This is a genomic window from Actinacidiphila sp. DG2A-62 (assembly GCF_035825295.1).
GTDB lineage: Bacteria > Actinomycetota > Actinomycetes > Streptomycetales > Streptomycetaceae > Actinacidiphila.
In genome coordinates, this window is the sequence record NZ_JAYMGI010000002.1 from 7,053,913 (window position 1) to 7,070,463 (window position 16,551).

Consider the following 16,551-nt stretch of genomic DNA (forward strand, 5'->3'; position numbering starts at 1 on the left):
GGCCCGGTCGCCTCGCCGACGCCGCCCACCTGTCCGGTCCGAACACCGCCCGCCGGGTCCGAACACCGCCCGCCCGTGTCATTGACGGGTTCATGGCATATGGCTACCTTCACGAGAGCGCTCTCCGCCCGGACGCCGCGACGCGCCGGGCAGCGCGGCTCCGCGGCTCCACCTGTGTCCGACATCGGCTCCACCGGCGGCGACCTGGCAATTGACAACGTTGCCATCGGCTGGGGTCGCGACGGTCCCGATCACGTCCTCCCTCCCCCACCGATCCCCCCAGGAGGCGGAAGAATGACTTCCCCGTTCACAGGCGCGCTGCGGCACCGGCCGCAGGACAGACGCCCCGGCGCCCGGCGGCTGACCGCGCTGCTCGGCGCCGGCGTCGGCGTCGCGCTGGTCGGAGTGTTCGCGATGCCCGCGCAGGCCGCCCCGGCCGGCGGCCACGGCGCCGCCAGGGCCGCCGCGCTGGTCACCTCGCCGGCCGCCCTGGTCAACCCGTTCATCGGGACGTCCAACCAGGCCGACGACTTCCCGGGCGCCGACGTGCCGTTCGGCATGGTGCAGTGGAGCCCGGACACCCCCTCGCGCCCGTCCGGCGGCGGCTACGAGTACAACGACTCCTCGATCACCGGCTTCAGCCTGACGCACATCGCCGGGCCCGGCTGCGGCGCCGGCGGCGACATCCCGGTGCTGCCCACCGTCGGCGCGGTCGACAACTCCGCCAACGACAGTTTCTCGCACGCCTACGAGTCCGCCTCGGCCGGCTCGTACAAGGTCACCACCGACAACCAGGTGACCACCGAGCTGACCGCGACCGCGCGCAGCGGCATGGCGCGCTTCACCTTCCCCGCCACCACCCAGGCCAACCTGATCTTCAAGCTGACGGGCAGCCAGAACGGCGCCGGCAACACGCAGTTCACCGTGGTCTCCAGCACCGAGGTGAGCGGCCAGGTCACCAGCGGCCACTTCTGCGGCGCGGGCAACACGTACACCGTGTACTTCGACATGGTCTTCGACCAGCCCTTCACCGGGCAGGGCACGAACGCCACGCCGGCCGCCACGTCCGCCACGCCGGCCACCGGCGGCAAGCGCGCCTCGAAGAACGCCGCCGAGAAGCCCAACCAGCCGCAGCTGCACGGCGCCATGCCGAAGCCGGCCGCCACCGCGAAGACCGCGGCGCCCGAGGCCGCCGCCTCCGCCGCGCACGTCACCTTCAACACCACGTCCAACCGCGTGGTGCAGGCCAAGGTCGGCCTCTCCTACGTGTCGATCGCCAACGCGACCGCCAACCGCACGTCGGAGAACTCCGGGTGGAACTTCGACACCACCCGCGCCGCCGCGCAGAGCGCCTGGAACGCCGCGCTCGGCACCATCCAGATCGGCGGCGGCACCGCCGACCAGCAGACCGAGTTCTACACCGGGCTGTACCACTCGCTGCTGCATCCGAACATCATCAGTGACGTGGGCGGCCAGTACTTCGGCTTCGACGGCAGGACCCACACCGTCGACTCCGGCCACAAGGCGGCCTACGCCAACTACTCCGGCTGGGACATCTACCGCTCCCAGGCCCAACTGGAGGCCCTGGTCGCGCCGGACGTCGCCTCCGACACCGCCCAGTCGATGATCGACGACTACGCCCAGACCGGCATCTTCCCCAAGTGGTCCGAGGACAACGGCGAGTCGTACGTGATGGTCGGCGACCCGGCGGACGGCATCCTCGCCGACTACTACGCCTTCGGCGCGCGGAACTTCGACACCGCCACCGCGCTGGCCGACATGGTCAAGCAGGCGAGCACCACCAACAACGACCGGCCGGGCCTGAACTACCTGAGCGCGCCCGGCTACGAGCCGCACGACGGCTCCTACGGCTGCTGCAACTTCTACGGCCCGGTGGCCACCACGCTGGAGTACGACACCGCCGACTTCGCGGTGTCCGCGCTGGCCGGCGCCCTCGGCGACACCGCGAACCAGCAGAAGTTCGCCGACCGCGCGCAGGACTGGCGCAACGTGCTCGACCCGGCCTCCGGCTTCGTCCAGCCGCGCAACGCCGACGGCAGCTGGGTCAACGGCTTCGACCCCACCAGCGGCGACGACATGGTCGAGGCCGACTCGTGGATCTACACCGGCATGATCCCGTTCGACGTCGCGGGGCTCGCCCAGGCCAAGGGCGGCAACGCCGCGATGAACGACTACCTCGACACCGTGCTGCGCAGCTACACCGGGGACAACGGCTACGCCTGGGTCGGCAACGAGCCCAGCATCGAACTGCCCTGGGAGTACGACTACACCGGGCAGCCGTACAAGACGCAAGGCACCGTCCGGTCGATCCAGGACAGCATCTGGGCGAACAAGCCCAGCGGCCTGGCCGACGGCAACGACGACCTCGGCGCGATGAGCGCCTGGTACGTCTGGTCGGCGCTCGGCATGTTCCCGATGACCCCGGGCACCTCCGATCTCGCCCTGGGCTCCCCGGTGTTCACCCAGGCCGTGATCACCCTGCCGTCCGGCAAGACGCTGACGATCAACGGCAACGGCGCGGCGGACAACGCCCCTTACGTGCAGTCCGCGGCGTGGAACGGCGGGACGTGGAACAACGCCTACGCGCCCACCGCGGCCCTCACCTCCGGCGGCACGCTGGACTTCACCCTGGGCACCGCCGCCAACACCTTGTGGGCGACCGGCGCCTCGTCGGCCCCGCCGTCCTACGGCGGCAGCGTCACCGCCCCGCCGAAGCCGCGGATCGGCGCGATCACCTCGGGCGCCGGCGCCGACCTGTGCGTGGACGTGGCGCAGTCGGGCACCTCCGACGGCACCGCCGTGCAGATCTGGGGCTGCGACAGCACGTACGCCCAGGACTGGACGGTCGCCGGCGACCAGACGCTGCGCTCGCTCGGCAAGTGCCTGGACGTCTCCAACAGCGGCACCTCCGACGGCACCGTGGTCCAACTCTGGGGCTGCAACGGCACCGGCGCCCAGAAGTGGACCGCGGGCGCGAACGGTTCGCTGGTGAACCCGCAGTCCGGCAAGTGCCTGGACGACCCGAGCGCCTCGACGGCCAACGGCGCCCGGCTGCAGATCTACACCTGCAACGGCAGCGCCGCGCAGAACTGGACGCTGCCCGCCGTGCCCGCCGCCGCCCGCACCGGCGCGGTCGTCTCCGGCGTGTCCGCCACCCTCTGCCTGGACGACAACGGCGGCGCCACCGCCGACAACACCGCCATCCAGCTGTGGATTTGCAACGGCTCCGACGCGCAGAAGGTCACCGTCGCCGCCGACAGCACCCTGCAGATCCTCGGCAAGTGCCTGGACGCCGCGGGCAGCGGCACCTCCAACGGCACGCTGATCCAGCTCTACACCTGCAACGGCACCGGGGCGCAGCAGTGGCGCGCCACCACCTCGGGCCAACTGGTCAACACCCACTCCGGCCTGTGCCTGGACGACCCCAACGCGTCCACCACCACCGGCACCCGGCTGCAGCTGTACACGTGCAACGGCAGCGCCGCACAGAAGTGGAGCCTGCCGGCCTGAGCCCCGGCCTGACTCAGGCCTGAGTCACCTGCGCTCCGGCCTGACCTGCGACAGGTCTGCGAGCCGGTCCCGGCCGCCGGCCCGCGCGCCCCGTGCGCGCGGGCCGGCGCTGTAAGGGGCGCAGGGGAGTGGCGAAGGCAACGGTCCGCGACATTGACGGCACACCGTCCGGCATGGTGCGATGAAACGCATTTCCGAATCAGCAGCACCAGCAGCAGGGGAAGCCGGTCGAAGTCCGGCGCTGACCCGCAACCGTAGGCCCGCCGTCCGGCGGGCGAGCCGGACCACCTGCGCTGGTCGGCTAGTCACGATCGCCGTCGAGGACTACGGCACGGACGACTGGAGACGACCGCGCGCGGTCGCCCGCGCCCGGCCCGCCCTCCCCGTCGGCCGACCAGGGGGGCCACCCGTGTTCCGTCCCGTACCGCGGCCTCGTCGCGGACGACCGCGCGCCGTCGCCGTGCTCACCGCCGCCGCCCTCGCGGCGGCCGGGCTGGCGAGCGGCCTGCTGCCGGGCGCGCCGGCCGCCCACGCCGACCCGGTCGGCGCGTGCACCCCCGCTTCCGGCGTGATCGTCGCGGTCGACTTCGGCCACTGGAACGGCCCGGTGCTGCGCGGCTGCGACGCCCACCCCACCACCGGCCTCGACCTGCTGCACGACGCCGGGTTCAGCACCGCCGGAACGGCCCACGACGGCCCCGGCTTCGTCTGCCGGATCGGCGGCGACGGCTTCCACGACGGCACCCCGTACCCGACGCTCGCGGACGACGCGTGCGCGGTGGCCCCGCCGGTGAACGCGTCCTGGTCGTACTGGACCGCGCCGGCCGGGCAGGACACCTGGTCCTCCGGCACGGTGGGCCCGCAGAGCGACCATCCGCGGGACGGCGAGGTCGAGGCGTGGGTGTTCGGCCCCGCGGACATCGGCGGCCCCTCGTTCACCCCCGACTCGGTACGCGCCCGCGCCGCGACGACGCCTCCCGCGACCACGCCCGCCACGACCCCCGCCACCGGCCCGGCGACCGCCGGCCCCGTCGCGACGCCCGCCACGCCCGCGGCGACGGACACCGCGACGGACACCGCGACGGCTTCCCCCTCCACGGCGGCGCAGCCCACGGCCACCGGCGGCGCCCCCTCCACGAGCCCGGCAGCGGACCCCGCCGACGCCGCCGACCCCGCCGACCAGAAGGCCGCCGCGGCCGGCGCCGGCTACCTGGAGAGGCAACTCGCCGGCGCGGACCACCTGTCGAACGCCTACGGCCCCGACTACGGCCTGAGCGCCGACCTCGCCCTCGCGCTCGCCTCCACCGGAGGTCAGGACGCCGCGCTGACCGAGGTCACCGGCTACCTCGCGGGACACGTCGCCGAGTACGCCGACCCGGCCGGCGCCTCGCAGTACCCCGGCCCGTACAGCGGCGCCGCCGCCAAACTCGCCGTGCTCGCCGAGGTGACGGGCCAGGACGCGCACGCCTTCGGCGGCTTCGACCTGCTCGCCACCCTCACCGGCCACGTCTGCACGGCCGCGAAGGACGACGGATCGTGCACCGCCGAGGGCGACTTCGACCAGGCGTACTCCACCGTCTCCCAGGCGCTCGGCGTGCTCGCGCTGGCCCGCGGCGGCGTCGCACCGCCGCCGGCCGCGGTCGCCCGGCTGCTGCAACTCCAGTGCGCGGACGGCGGGTTCTCCTCCACGCTGATCGCGCCCGGCGCGGAGTGCACCTCGGACGTGGACACCACCGGCTACGCCCTGCAGGCCCTGACCCTCGTCCCCGGCCACGCCGAGCAGGTGGCCGCCGGGCGCGCGTACCTGGTGACATCCCAGCAGAAGAACGGCGGTTACCAGGGCGCCGCGGGCGTCAGCAGCAACTCCACTGCGCTCGCCGTGCAGGCGCTGCTGGCCGCCGACAACGGCCGCTCGCAGGAGGCGCGCGCCGGGCAGGCGTTCCTGCGCGCGACGCAGAACGGCGACGGCGGCTTCCGCGTCACCGACGCGGCGGGCGACTCCGACGTGCGGTCGTCCACGCAGGCGGTGAACGCGCTGGCCGGCACGCCGCTGACCACGCTCACCCACGCCCTCGGGCCGATCACCCCGGTGGGCGGCACGTCGGGCGGTTCCGGCGGCGCGTCGTCCGGGGGCTCCTCGGGGGGCCCGGCCGGTCCAGGCGGTCCAGGTGGCTCGTCGAGCGGCACGGGGACGTCCGGGGGCTCGTCCTCCGGCACGTCGTCCGGGTCGTCCGGGTCCACCGGTGCGTCGTCCGGCGGCCTCGGCCCGGACGGCTCGCTCGCCGCGACGGGCACGGACGTCCTGGCCGCCGCGTGTCTGGCGGTGCTCCTGGCCGCGTCCGGCGCGGTGATGGTCGCGGCGCGGCGCCGGGTCGCGCGCGGCGGCGGAGGCCACCGATGAGCCGCGCGGTCGTCCGTCCGGGTCGCGTGCGCCGCGCCGCCGCGTGCCTGGCGGCCGTGTGGGCGCTGGTGGTCGCCGCGTTCGCGGCCGGCGCCGGGCCCGCCGCGGCCTCGGCGCTGCCCATCGGCCAGTGCACCACCACCTCGGGCGTCGTGCTCGCGGTGGACTTCGGCCACTGGGGCGGGCCGCTGCTGCGCTCCTGCGGCAGCACACCCACCACCGGCTACACCCTGCTGAACCAGGGCGGTTGGGCCACCACCGGCACCCAGCGCGACGGCCCCGGCTTCATCTGCCGCATCGGCTACGCCCGTTACCAGGGGGGCAAGCAGTACCCGACGTCCGCCGACACGTCGTGCGTGGTCACCCCGCCCGCGACCGCGTACTGGTCGTACTGGCACGCCGATCCGGGCCAGGACACCTGGACCTTCACCCGGTCGGGGCCGATGAGCTACCACCCGAAGCCGGGCAGCGTCGACCTGTGGACCTTCGGCGCGACGAACTCCACGGGCACCCAGGGCCGCCCGACGTTCTCCCCGGACGCGGTGCGCGCGCACAACTCCGCGCCGACCGGCGGCAGTTCGGCGTCCGGCGGATCGAGCGGATCGGGCGGATCGAGCGGGTCCGGCACGTCCGGGGGTTCGGGCGCCTCGGGAGGCTCCGGCGCCACCGGCGGCTCGGGCTCGGCCGGCGGGGTCTCCGGCGGTTCCGGCGCGCGGCCGCCTGCCACGGGCGGTTCGCGCAGCGCGGGCGGTTCCGGCGGCGTCGGCGGGAAATCCGCGACCGGCGGCGCCGCGAACCCCGGGGGCGGGCATGCCACCGCGACCCCGCACCCGCGCGGCAGCGCGACGGCCGGAACTCCGACGCCCTCGGGGACGGCCGCGCCGGGCTCCGCCTCCTCGGCAACGCCCTTCACCAGTCCGTCGAGCGGCGTCCCGGTCGTGCGGGACGCCGAGCCGACCGCCGCGGTCGGCCACTCCTCCGGCTCCGCGCTGCCGCTGGTGATCACCGCGGCGGTGGTCGTGCTGCTCGGCTCGGTCGTCGCGCTCCGCGTCCGCCAGCGGCGCCGGTCGGGATGACGGCGGTGCCCGCACCGCAGCTCCCGCCGCCGTCCGAGCAGCCGCAGCCGCAGCAGTCCGCGTCGTCGGTGTCGTCCGGGTCGTCCGCGTCGTCGGGGTCGCCCGCGTCGTCGGGCTCGCCCGCGCGACCCGCGCGGGCCCCGCGGTCCGCGCCGCCCGCGTCCACGCGGCGCTCCGGCGCGTCCGGCATGACCGGCGGTCACGCCGGTCGGCGGCTGCCGCGCACCCTGCACCCGGTGGCGTGGTGGATCTGGGGCATCGCCATGGCCACCGCGGTCAGCCGCACCACCAACCCGCTGCTGCTGGGCCTGGTGCTCGCCGTCCTCGGCCTCGTCGTCACCGAGCGCCGCACCGACGCGCCGTGGGCCCGTGGATTCCGCTACTACCTGTGGCTGGCGCTGAGCGTCGTCGTCATCCGCGTGGTGTTCCGCTGCGTCTTCGCCTCCGCGACCACACCGACCGACCACATCCTCTTCTCGCTGCCGCACATCCCCACCCCGCACTGGTACGCCGGCATCCGACTGGGCGGCCCCGTCTCGCTGGAGGCCACGCTCTCCGCGGCGATCGACGGGCTGCGGCTGGCCTGTCTGCTGTGCTGCATCGGCGCCGCCAACACGCTGGCCAACCCCAAGCGCGCGCTGCGGGTGCTGCCCGGCGCGCTCTACGAACTCGGCGTCGCCGTCACGGTGTCGATGAGCGTCGCGCCCCAACTCGTCGAGAGCGTCCAGCGCGTGGCGCGCGCCCGCCGGCTGCGGGCCGGACGCGCCAAGGGAGTGCGGGCGCTGCGCGGCATCCTCGTCCCGGTCCTCGAAGACGCGCTCGAACGCTCGCTGCTCCTGGCGGCGGCCATGGACTCGCGCGGCTACGGACGCAAGGGCTCGGCCAGCCGCGCCTCGCGCCGGACCACCGCCGCGCTCATGCTGCTCGGCATGCTCGGCCTGTGCGCCGGCGTCTACGGCCTGCTCGACGCCACCACGCCGCGGGCCCTCGGGCTGCCCGCGCTGCTCGCCGGCACGCTGCTGTGCTGTTCCGGACTGGCGCTCGGCGGTCGCCGGGTGCGCCGCACCAGCTACCGCCCCGACCCCTGGCGCGGCCCGGAGTGGACGGTCGCGCTGTGCGGCTGTCTGTGCGCGGGGGTGCTCTTCGCGACCGCCGGGTACCACCCGGCCGACCTCAACCCGAGCCTGTATCCGCTGCGGTGGCCGTCACTGCCGTGGCCGCCCGCGCTGGCGATCCTGCTGGCCGGGGCCGCGGCCTTCGCGGCGCCCCCGCCGGTCCGTACGCCGCCGGTCCGTACGCCTCCGGTCCGTACGCCTCCTGTCGGCGCGCCTCCTGCCGACGCGTCCCCGGTCCGTACGCCCCATGCCCGTACGCCGCGGACGTCCGCCCCCGAGCCCGACGCCGGCCGCGCGCCCGCGTCCGGCGCCACCGATCCCACCCATGGCGAGGCCCTCCTGTGATCCGCTTCGACCACGTCAGCGTCCGCTACCACGGCGCGCGGACGCCGGTGCTCCGCGACGTCGACCTGCTCGTGGAGGAGGGCGAGCTGTGCCTGGTCGTCGGCCGCACCGGCGCGGGCAAGTCCACGCTGTTGGGCGCGGTCAACGGCCTCGTGCCGCACTTCACCGGCGGCACCCTGGCGGGCCGGGTCACCGTCGACGGACGCGACACCGCGCACCACCCGCCGCGCGAACTCGCCGACGTGGTCGGCGTGGTGGGCCAGGACCCGGTGGCCGGCTTCGTCACCGACACGGTCGAGGAAGAACTCGCCTACGCGATGGAGCAGTTGGCGATCCCCGCCGAGGTGATGCGCAAGCGCGTCGAGGAGACCTTGGACCTGCTGGGCCTGGCCGACCTGCGGCACCGCGCGCTCGGCGAGCTGTCCGGCGGCCAGCAGCAGCGCGTCGCCATCGGCTCGGTGCTCACCGCGCACCCCAGGGTGCTGGTGCTGGACGAGCCGACCTCGGCGCTGGACCCGACCGCCGCCGAGGAGGTGCTCGCCGCCGTCACCCGACTGGTGCACGACCTCGGCGTCACCGTGCTGCTGGCCGAACACCGCCTGGAGCGCGTCGTGCAGTACGCCGACCGCATCCTCCACCTGGCCGGTGACGGCACGGCGGTGTGCGGGCCGCCCGCCGAGGTCTTCCGCACCGCGACGGTCGCGCCCCCGGTGGTCGACCTCGGGCGGCTGGCCAGCTGGGACCCGCTCCCGCTGTCGGTGCGCGACGCCCGCCGCGCGGCCAGGACGCTCAGGGACCGGCTCACCGGCCGCCCGGTGCCGCCGGCCCGCCCGGCCGCGCCCGCCCCGGCCAGGCCACCGCTGCTGTCCGCGCGCGGCGTCGTCGTCCGCTACGGCGACGTGGTCGCGGTCCGCGAGGCCGCGCTGGACCTGCACGCGGGACAGGTGACCGCGCTCATGGGCCGCAACGGCTCGGGCAAGTCCTCGCTGCTGTGGGCGCTGCACGGCGCGGGACCCCGGCACGCGGGCACGGTCGAGGTGGGCGCGCCCGGCGGGCCCGACGGGGAGCGCGCGCCGGATGGGGAGCGTGCCAAGAACGCGGACGCTGCCCCGAACAGCGGCGAGAGCGGCGGCCCGCCCGGAAGCGGCGAACCGCCGCGCCGCAGGCGGCTGTTCGGCGGTCGGCAGCCGCGCACGAGCACCGCGCGCCGCGGCGTCGCGCTGGTCCCGCAGACCCCCACCGACCTGCTCTACCTGGACACCGTGGCCGCCGAACTCGCCCAGGCCGACCGGGAGTCGGCCGCGGTCCCCGGCGCGGCGCGCGGCATCCTGGACCGACTGGCGCCCGCCATCGGGGACGACACGCACCCCCGCGACCTGTCCGAGGGGCAGAAGCTCGCCCTCGTGCTCGCCGTCCAACTCGCCGCGGCGCCCTCGGTGGTGCTGCTGGACGAGCCGACCCGCGGCCTGGACTACCCGGCCAAGCGCGCGCTGGTCCGCATCGTCGACGACCTGGCCGCCGAGGGCCGGGCCGTGGTGATCTCCACGCACGACGTGGAGTTCGTGGCCGCGGCGGCGGACCGGGTCGCGGTGATGGCCGAGGGCGAGATCGTCGCCGACGGTCCCACGGCCGACGTGATCGTGGCGTCGCCCGCGTTCGCGCCGCAACCGGCGAAGATCCTCGCGCCCCTGCCTTATCTGACGGTGGGTCAGGTAGCCCACGCGATCGACGCCTTGGACGCGCTGGACACCTCGGACGCGCTCGACACCTCGGACGCGGCGGAGGCGGGACGATGAGCGCGGGGCGCGTCGCGGCCGTCCGCCTGCACGCCACGGCGAGCCTGACCATCGTGCTCGCCGCGCTCATCGGACTCGTCGCGTTCTTCTGGCCGTTCGTCGTCGCGCCGGGCCGCTTCGGCGCCTCGTACGCGCCGCCGCTGATCTTCGGCGTGCTGCTGGTACTGGTGCTCGCGGTCGTCTTCGCGCAGATCGCCGACGGCGGCATCGACGCGAAGGCGCTGGCCATGCTCGGTGTGCTGTCCGCCGTCGACGCGGCGGTGCGCCCGCTGGGCGCGGGCACCGCCGGGGTCGAGACGATCTTCTTCGTCCTGGTACTGGCCGGCCGGGTGTTCGGCCCCGGCTTCGGCTTCGCGCTCGGCTGCACCTCGCTGTTCGCCTCGGCCATGCTGACCGGCGGGGTCGGGCCGTGGATGCCGTACCAGATGTTCGGCTGCGCGTTCGTCGGCATGCTCGCCGGCGTCCTGCCGCGCGCCCGGGGCCGCGCCGAGGTGCTGATGCTCGCGCTCTACGGCTCCGCGTCCGGCTACCTCTTCGGCTTCCTGCTCAACCTGTCCTTCTGGCCCTTCTCCACCGACCCGGGCAGCTCCATCGCGTACCTGCCGGGCCTGCCGTTCACCGAGCAGTGGCACCGCTACCTCGCGTTCGACGCGGCCACGTCGCTCGGCTGGGACACCGGCCGCGCGGTCACCAACTTCCTGTGCATTCTGCTCGCCGGGCCCGCGGCCCTGGTCACCTTCCGCCGCGCCGCCCGCCGCGCCGACTTCACCGCGCCGGTGCGCTTCGAGCCGCCGAGCCCCTGACGCGCCGCGGCGCACCAGCGGCGGCGACCGACCGCGGGGACCGCAGACCCGGCCAGGGACCGTACTCCCGGCCCGGGACCGTGCGCCCGGCGAGCGGCCGTCCGGGCGATCGATCCCCGGACGGTCAGCCCAGGACCAGCGGCACCGCCGGCGCCGCGCCGCCCGCTCCCGCCGCCCGCGCCAGCGCGGCGCGCTCCTCGGCCGTCGCCGCGCGCCGCCCGGTGCCGACCAGCAGCGCGTCCCGGTCCGACCAGGCCGCCGGGTAGGCGGCCCCGGCGATCTCCTCCAGCATCGCGCGGGACCGGGCGAGCCCCTCGGCCGGCGGTTGCGCCGCGTCCGGCAGGTGCGCGACCAGGTCCAGGTGGTGCAGCGTCCACTCCATCACGTACGCGCCGAGGTAGTCGGCCACCGTCAGCACCTCGTCGCGGGTGCCCACCAGCCCGGCCGGGTCGGCGAGTTCGGCGGCGCGCCCGGCGGCGGAGCCGACGTCGTCCAGGTGGAACGCCAGCAGCCACGGCTCCTGGTAGGCCGCGGCCAGCCGTACGGTCAGCGCGTCGAGCGGATCGTCGCCGGCCGGGGGCGTCCGCGAGACGTTCCAGTACGTCACGGCGGTGCGCGTCGGCTTCCCGTCCGCGGGGGTGGCGAGGGTGATCAGGACGTCCTGGGCGTCGATGACCAGATGGCACACCAGGTCCCGGACCAGCCAGCCGGCGCACCCGGACGGCCGCTCGAAGTCGGCGTCGGCGAGGTCCTTCACCGCCGCGCGCAGCGCCGCCCAGGTCTGCGTGAAGAGCTCCATCCGGGCACGCTACCGGCACGGCGGGACGGGGGCGCGGGCGGACGCGGCCGGAGCGCGGGCGTGGCGTCGGCCGTGTGCGGCGACGGGCCGGGAGCTGCCGGCTACGCGCCGAGGTCCACCTCCGCGATGCGTTCGATCAAGCGGTCGCGGAAGCCCGGGTTGTGGGCGGAGAACTCCTGGGCGCGCGACGCCCAGGCCGGGTGGCCCAGCACATGGTCGACAGCCGCGGCGGCGCGGCCGTCGGCGGCGCCGAGGTCGGCCGCGCCCACGAGGTCACGGACCGCGGCCGCCGCGACGGCCGCGGGCGCCTTCTGGTCCGCGAGGCTCGCGAGCAGGGCGGGCAGGCCGCCGTCCCGGTACGCCGCGCGGCACGCGTCCAGCCACTGCGCCGACCACTGCCGCCGGGCCCCGCGCGGATCGTCGATCAGCGGCCGGAACGTCGGCTCCAGTGCCCAGCGCAGCCGCCTGAGCCATTCGTCCGGATCGCCCGCGAGGTGCGGATACTCCGCGACGAAGTGCCGCCACTCGTCGTCCGGGGACATGTCCGCCGTCACGTCCGGCGTGACCGGGGTGCCCGCGTAGTACGGGTCCGCGGCGATGAACACCGCGCCCAGGGTGGCGTAGTCGAGCGTGCAGTGCTCGGCGAGCAGCACCGCGTCGTACAGGTCCTTGCCCTGCGGGTGCATGTCCTGGGCCAGCCACACGAGCTTCCAGGCGAGGGAGAGTTCGGGCGTCGCGCCGAGCAGCCGCACGCCCGCGACCGTCGTCGTGACCGGCTCGACGGGCAGCAACTCGTTGAAGACGACGTCGAGTTGGACGATGCCGCCCGGGGTGCCCTGGCAGGTCCAGGGCAGCACCAGCCGGCGGCCGGGCACGCGGTCGTACGTCCAGATGTCCTCGCTCACCGCGTCGCGGGCGTCGAACCGGACGGCGGGGCGTGCGGGCTCGGCGGCCGGGGAGTCCGGGTCGCCGGGGGAGTCCGGGTCGCCGGGGGAGTCCGGGCCCGCCTCGGCGGCGGCGGTGGCAGCCGTGCGCTCGGCCGACCGCGCGATGTCCCGCAGGAGTTCGCCTGTGCGGTCCTCCTCGATCCGCCAGTCCCGGGGCACGACCACGAAATCCAGGTCCTTGGGCTCGCGCGCGGCCGCGCCGAACCACTCCGCGAGCAGCACGCTGCCGCGCAGCACGAGGTGGTCGCGCCAGGGCGAGCCGGCGATCGCGGCCAGCACGAGATCCATGGCGGTGCGGCGCGCCCTCCGCCACGCCGCCCGCGCCTGCCGGTCGGCGAACTCCGGGTCGCTCGTGCGGTAGGCGTGGGAGCGGTGCTTGAGCGCGGGGTCGAAGACGAAGCGCTGCCGGGCCGCCGCGTCCTCGATCCGGCGGAACGTGCGCGGCAGCCCCAGCCGGTCCAGCTCCGCCTCGGACAGCGGCGTGCGCGGCACCTCGACCCCGCTCACCCGCAGCGTCTCCCCGTACTCGCTCACCGCCCCGCCACCTCCTCGCGCCGCGCCGCCACGATCCACCCCTCGTCCACGGCGGTGTCGCTGTCGTACACCACGAACTCCTGCTCCACCTCGGCGATGTGCACGCCGAGGTCTGCCAACGCCCGCCGCAGCGCCGCCAACCGGCCCCGCGCGGTGGGCAGCCCGACGCCGTGGCAGCGCTGCGTGACGAACCGCTGCTCGCGCCCGGCCGGTCCGGCGACGCGGCGCGCGTTCCACGACACGTGCGCGTCGTGGGCCACCGCGACGGCGGTGAGCGTGGCCAACGGGCTTACGCCGGGGGAGCGTTGTCCGTCACGCGCGGCGGCCCCCGGCCCCGGCCCCAGCCCCGGCCCCGCGTCGAGCAGCACCTTCACGTGGTGCTCGAAGTAGCGCGGGGCGGTGCCATCGGCCGCCGTCCCGGGGCCGCAGCGGAGGGCCCACGCCCGCGCCTCCTCGTCGGAGCGCGGCACCGCGGGGTCCCACGGCGGGACCTCGATCTTCACCCGCACCGGCACGAATCCCGCGGCCCGCAGGTCGTCCGCCGCCGCGCGGCAGATCCGCACCTGCTCCTCGTACGGCCCGCATCCGCCCAGCGTGACCATCGGCTGCGACGGCACGCGCCCGCGCGCCAGCACGATGTGCGCGCACTTCCACCCCCGCGCCGCGGCCCACCGCTCCAGCCGCCCGACCTGCGCGTCCCCACCGTCGCAGCGCACGGTGACGTGCGCCTCGAACTCCCCCACCCTCATGCCCCGATGATGCCAAGCGCTCCCCGCGCACGCGAAACGACTTATCCCCGCCGCCCGGGCGACGAGCGGCGGGGCCGCCTCGCGGGCGGGTGGTCAGTGCCTGCCCGCGAACCGTCCCGCCTTGACGTCGGCGAGGAACGCGGTCCAGGCGTCCGTGTCGAAGGTCAGCGCGGGGCCGTGGGGGTCCTTGCTGTCGCGGACGGGGATCACGCCGAGGACGCCGTCGCCGACCTCCACGCACTGCCCGCCGTTGTTGCTGCTGTGACTGCTCTTCCGCCACGTGAGCGTGTGCTCGCCGTTCATGTGCTCATTCCTCCTCTTGGGACGGACAGGGCACACGGCCCCGCTGCCCGAGCCGGGGAGCGGGGCCGTTCGTGGCCGGTGGTCAGCGGGCTGCCGGGAAGCGGCCCGCCTTGACGTCGGCGACGAATGCGGTCCAGGCGTCCGCGTCGAAGGTCAGCACGGGGCCGTGGGGGTCTTTGCTGTCGCGGACGGGGGTCACGCCGGGGATGCCGTCGCCGACCTCCACGCAGTCGCCCCCGTTGGTGGAGTAGGTGGACTTGCGCCACTGTGCGGGAAGATCGCTTGCGCTGGTCATGCTGGAAGTCCCTTCAAATGCTGCCGGATGCGATCGGCGGATGCATCGGGCGACAGGGCGTAGCTGTTGAGTAGATCATAGGCGCGTTGCCCCGCTGCCACCTCCGCCGCGTCCAGCGCAGTCCTGCCCTGAAGGAACGCGTCCACGTACAGCACGTCCGCGCCCTGGTCGAAGCTGAGCAGCGTGAAGGGTCCGGCGAGACCGGGATGCGCGGCCACATCCTCGGGCAGCACCTGGATGACGGTGCGGGGATGCCGCCCGGCAACCAGCAGCCGTTCGAGCTGTGCCCGCATGACCGCCGGGCCGCCCAGCTTCCGTCGCAGTGCCTGCTCGTCGATGATGAACCAGGTGCGCGGGGGAAGTCCGCGCCCGAACACGTCCTGGCGCGTCATCCGCGCGGCGACCAGACCGTCGAGGTTGTCCAGCCGCTCGGGCGTCAGCATCGCACGCGCGTAGTCCTCGGTCTGGAGGAGCGCCGGGATGATCTGCGGCTGGAAGGACCGAATCGACGTCGCCTCACGCTCCATCTCGACGTACGGCAGGAACCAGCTCGGGTACGCGTACCGGACGACCAAGGGGTAGAACTCGCCGAAGAAGTCCGTGCCGAACGCGCGGTCGAGATCGGCGGCGAGATCCTTCGTCGGGACGCGCTTCGCGTTCTCCAAGTAGCTGATCATCGCTCCCGTGGTGAAGGCCCGCCGCGCGCTCTCCTCCTGCGACCACCCGCGCAGTTCGCGCTGCTTCTTCAGGTGACGGCCGAAGAAGGCCAGCAAGCTCTGGTTCGGCTCCGGCCGGCCGTTGTCGCTCTCCATCGGCACGTCGGGTCCCCTCTCCTCTTAACTCTCGGCCTGTTAAGGCTCGCCCTCTGTTGATCGTAGTTCGCAGTGCGCAAGCTTGTGTGCGGAAGGTCAGGACTCGATCACGGAGAGAGCAGGCGCACCATGCAGGCAACGGCGGAGGACGTCGCGACGTCCACGGAGATCGTGACCCGGCGGTGGCCGCAGCGCCCGGCGGCCGTGCGCGGGGCGAGGCGGCTGCTGCGCAGTACGCTCCTCGGCTGGGACCGCGCGCAGCTCGTGGACGACGCGGAGTTGGTGCTCTCCGAGCTGCTGGCGAACGCGGTCGTCCACGCCCGGGTCGCCGGGGCCACCGTCGAGACGCGCTTCGCGGCGCTCGGTCCCGCGGCCGTACGGGTCGAGGTGTGCGACGAGGACAGCCGCCATGTGCCCCGGCTGCGCGCGGCGATGCCGGGCGACCAGCGCGGGCGCGGCCTGCAGATCGTGGACGAGCTCACGGAACAGCGCTGGGGCTACGAGTGGCGCACGGACGACGCCGGGGCCGCCACCGGAAAGGTGGTCTGGGCTCACCTCGGCAGGCTGCGGCCGCTCTGACCTTTCCCGGGCCCGGTCGCCCGACCCGGCCCCCGAGTCACTCCCGACACCCGACGCCCGACAGACGAAGGACGAGAAGAAACCATGGGTATTCCGCAGAGCCGGAGCAGCGAGAGCGTCGCGGAAGGCCGCGTACCGGTCGTGTGCGAGGCGTCGACCTACGTACCGCCCGCCGTGAGGGCCGAGTCGGCGAAGGCGTATCTCGAGGTGAACCCCAGCCTCATCGCCGACGACCTGATGTGCCACCTGGAGGCGCACGCCGAGGGATCGCACTTCGCCATCGTCTACGACCACCTCGCCGGACCCGACGCCGGTGCCATCTGGACCAGTTGGGACGAGGACTTCCCCGCCGCGTTCTTCCTCCGCCCCGACTGCACGAGCGTCTCGCCGCAACAGGGCGTCCCCTGCGGGCACTTCGCCGCCCACCCCGGCGTCTGCTCGTGGCGGACCGAGAACCGGCGGTGAA

Annotated in this window: 14 protein-coding genes and 1 riboswitch; of the genes, 8 read left to right on the forward strand and 6 right to left on the reverse strand. The window is 74.7% G+C overall.

Annotation, left to right across the window (positions count from 1 at the left end):
• The first annotated feature begins 294 nt into the window (after positions 1 to 294).
• From VSR01_RS31420 to VSR01_RS31445, 6 genes are all read left to right on the forward strand, one after another.
• Complete coding sequence (locus VSR01_RS31420) at positions 295 to 3,531, forward strand: lectin (RefSeq protein WP_326452391.1); 3,237 nt, start codon at positions 295 to 297, stop codon at positions 3,529 to 3,531.
• Between the two features lie 152 nt (positions 3,532 to 3,683).
• A riboswitch (cobalamin riboswitch) is annotated at positions 3,684 to 3,843 on the forward strand.
• A 148-nt stretch (positions 3,844 to 3,991) separates the two neighbouring features.
• Positions 3,992 to 5,932 (forward strand): hypothetical protein, encoded by a 1,941-nt coding sequence (locus tag VSR01_RS31425; RefSeq protein ID WP_326452392.1) that lies wholly within the window; start codon positions 3,992 to 3,994, stop codon positions 5,930 to 5,932.
• A complete protein-coding gene (locus tag VSR01_RS31430; protein ID WP_326452393.1) occupies positions 5,929 to 7,008 on the forward strand; it encodes a hypothetical protein in 1,080 nt (359 codons plus the stop codon). The genes VSR01_RS31425 and VSR01_RS31430 overlap by 4 nt, the downstream gene beginning before the upstream one ends.
• Positions 7,009 to 7,196: 188 nt before the next feature.
• Positions 7,197 to 8,468: a CbiQ family ECF transporter T component gene (locus VSR01_RS31435; protein WP_326453924.1), complete on the forward strand. Its 1,272-nt coding sequence runs from the start codon at positions 7,197 to 7,199 to the stop codon at positions 8,466 to 8,468.
• Positions 8,465 to 10,264, forward strand: a complete 1,800-nt coding sequence (locus VSR01_RS31440) for an ABC transporter ATP-binding protein (RefSeq protein WP_326452394.1) — start codon at positions 8,465 to 8,467, stop codon at positions 10,262 to 10,264. Before VSR01_RS31435 ends, VSR01_RS31440 begins: the two co-directional genes overlap by 4 nt.
• Complete coding sequence (locus VSR01_RS31445; protein ID WP_326452395.1) at positions 10,261 to 11,067, forward strand: ECF transporter S component; 807 nt, start codon at positions 10,261 to 10,263, stop codon at positions 11,065 to 11,067. The genes VSR01_RS31440 and VSR01_RS31445 overlap by 4 nt, the downstream gene beginning before the upstream one ends.
• 124 nt (positions 11,068 to 11,191) lie before the next feature.
• Here VSR01_RS31445 and VSR01_RS31450 read toward each other — a convergent pair whose 3' ends face one another.
• The 6 genes from VSR01_RS31450 to VSR01_RS31475 all read right to left on the reverse strand — a co-directional run bounded on the left by VSR01_RS31450 (position 11,192) and on the right by VSR01_RS31475 (position 15,506).
• Positions 11,192 to 11,866: a maleylpyruvate isomerase N-terminal domain-containing protein gene (locus tag VSR01_RS31450; protein WP_326452396.1), complete on the reverse strand. Its 675-nt coding sequence runs from the start codon at positions 11,864 to 11,866 to the stop codon at positions 11,192 to 11,194.
• A gap of 101 nt (positions 11,867 to 11,967) precedes the next feature.
• A complete protein-coding gene (locus VSR01_RS31455) occupies positions 11,968 to 13,347 on the reverse strand; it encodes a nucleotidyl transferase AbiEii/AbiGii toxin family protein (RefSeq protein ID WP_326452397.1) in 1,380 nt (459 codons plus the stop codon).
• A complete protein-coding gene (locus VSR01_RS31460) occupies positions 13,344 to 14,096 on the reverse strand; it encodes a hypothetical protein (RefSeq protein WP_326452398.1) in 753 nt (250 codons plus the stop codon). Before VSR01_RS31460 ends, VSR01_RS31455 begins: the two co-directional genes overlap by 4 nt.
• A gap of 93 nt (positions 14,097 to 14,189) precedes the next feature.
• Positions 14,190 to 14,399 (reverse strand): DUF397 domain-containing protein, encoded by a 210-nt coding sequence (locus VSR01_RS31465; RefSeq protein ID WP_326452399.1) that lies wholly within the window; start codon positions 14,397 to 14,399, stop codon positions 14,190 to 14,192.
• Positions 14,400 to 14,481: 82 nt separating this feature from the next.
• The gene (locus VSR01_RS31470) at positions 14,482 to 14,694 is read right to left on the reverse strand and encodes a DUF397 domain-containing protein (RefSeq protein WP_326452400.1); all 213 of its coding nucleotides are present in this window, start codon (positions 14,692 to 14,694) and stop codon (positions 14,482 to 14,484) included.
• Complete coding sequence (locus tag VSR01_RS31475) at positions 14,691 to 15,506, reverse strand: helix-turn-helix domain-containing protein (RefSeq protein WP_326453925.1); 816 nt, start codon at positions 15,504 to 15,506, stop codon at positions 14,691 to 14,693. The genes VSR01_RS31470 and VSR01_RS31475 overlap by 4 nt, the downstream gene beginning before the upstream one ends.
• A gap of 129 nt (positions 15,507 to 15,635) precedes the next feature.
• On the opposite strand from VSR01_RS31475, the gene VSR01_RS31480 reads away from it, so the two are divergent.
• Together VSR01_RS31480 and VSR01_RS31485 are read left to right on the forward strand one after the other, a co-directional pair.
• Positions 15,636 to 16,085, forward strand: a complete 450-nt coding sequence (locus VSR01_RS31480) for an ATP-binding protein (protein WP_326452401.1) — start codon at positions 15,636 to 15,638, stop codon at positions 16,083 to 16,085.
• Positions 16,086 to 16,169: 84 nt separating this feature from the next.
• Positions 16,170 to 16,550, forward strand: coding sequence for a hypothetical protein (locus VSR01_RS31485; RefSeq protein WP_326452402.1), 381 nt, complete (start codon positions 16,170 to 16,172; stop codon positions 16,548 to 16,550).
• Position 16,551 lies beyond the last annotated feature (1 nt).

What these genes read in the sequence shown, in the direction of transcription:
- VSR01_RS31420 (WP_326452391.1), top strand. Translation starts at nt 295, where the DNA reads ATGACTTCCCCGTTCACAGGCGCGCTGCGGCACCGGCCGCAGGACAGA.
- VSR01_RS31430 (WP_326452393.1), top strand. Translation starts at nt 5,929, where the DNA reads ATGAGCCGCGCGGTCGTCCGTCCGGGTCGCGTGCGCCGCGCCGCCGCG.
- VSR01_RS31435 (WP_326453924.1), top strand. Translation starts at nt 7,197, where the DNA reads ATGACCGGCGGTCACGCCGGTCGGCGGCTGCCGCGCACCCTGCACCCG.
- VSR01_RS31445 (WP_326452395.1), top strand. Translation starts at nt 10,261, where the DNA reads ATGAGCGCGGGGCGCGTCGCGGCCGTCCGCCTGCACGCCACGGCGAGC.
- VSR01_RS31450 (WP_326452396.1), bottom strand. Translation starts at nt 11,866, where the DNA reads ATGGAGCTCTTCACGCAGACCTGGGCGGCGCTGCGCGCGGCGGTGAAG.
- VSR01_RS31460 (WP_326452398.1), bottom strand. Translation starts at nt 14,096, where the DNA reads ATGAGGGTGGGGGAGTTCGAGGCGCACGTCACCGTGCGCTGCGACGGT.
- VSR01_RS31465 (WP_326452399.1), bottom strand. Translation starts at nt 14,399, where the DNA reads ATGAACGGCGAGCACACGCTCACGTGGCGGAAGAGCAGTCACAGCAGC.
- VSR01_RS31470 (WP_326452400.1), bottom strand. Translation starts at nt 14,694, where the DNA reads ATGACCAGCGCAAGCGATCTTCCCGCACAGTGGCGCAAGTCCACCTAC.
- VSR01_RS31475 (WP_326453925.1), bottom strand. Translation starts at nt 15,506, where the DNA reads ATGGAGAGCGACAACGGCCGGCCGGAGCCGAACCAGAGCTTGCTGGCC.
- VSR01_RS31480 (WP_326452401.1), top strand. Translation starts at nt 15,636, where the DNA reads ATGCAGGCAACGGCGGAGGACGTCGCGACGTCCACGGAGATCGTGACC.
- VSR01_RS31485 (WP_326452402.1), top strand. Translation starts at nt 16,170, where the DNA reads ATGGGTATTCCGCAGAGCCGGAGCAGCGAGAGCGTCGCGGAAGGCCGC.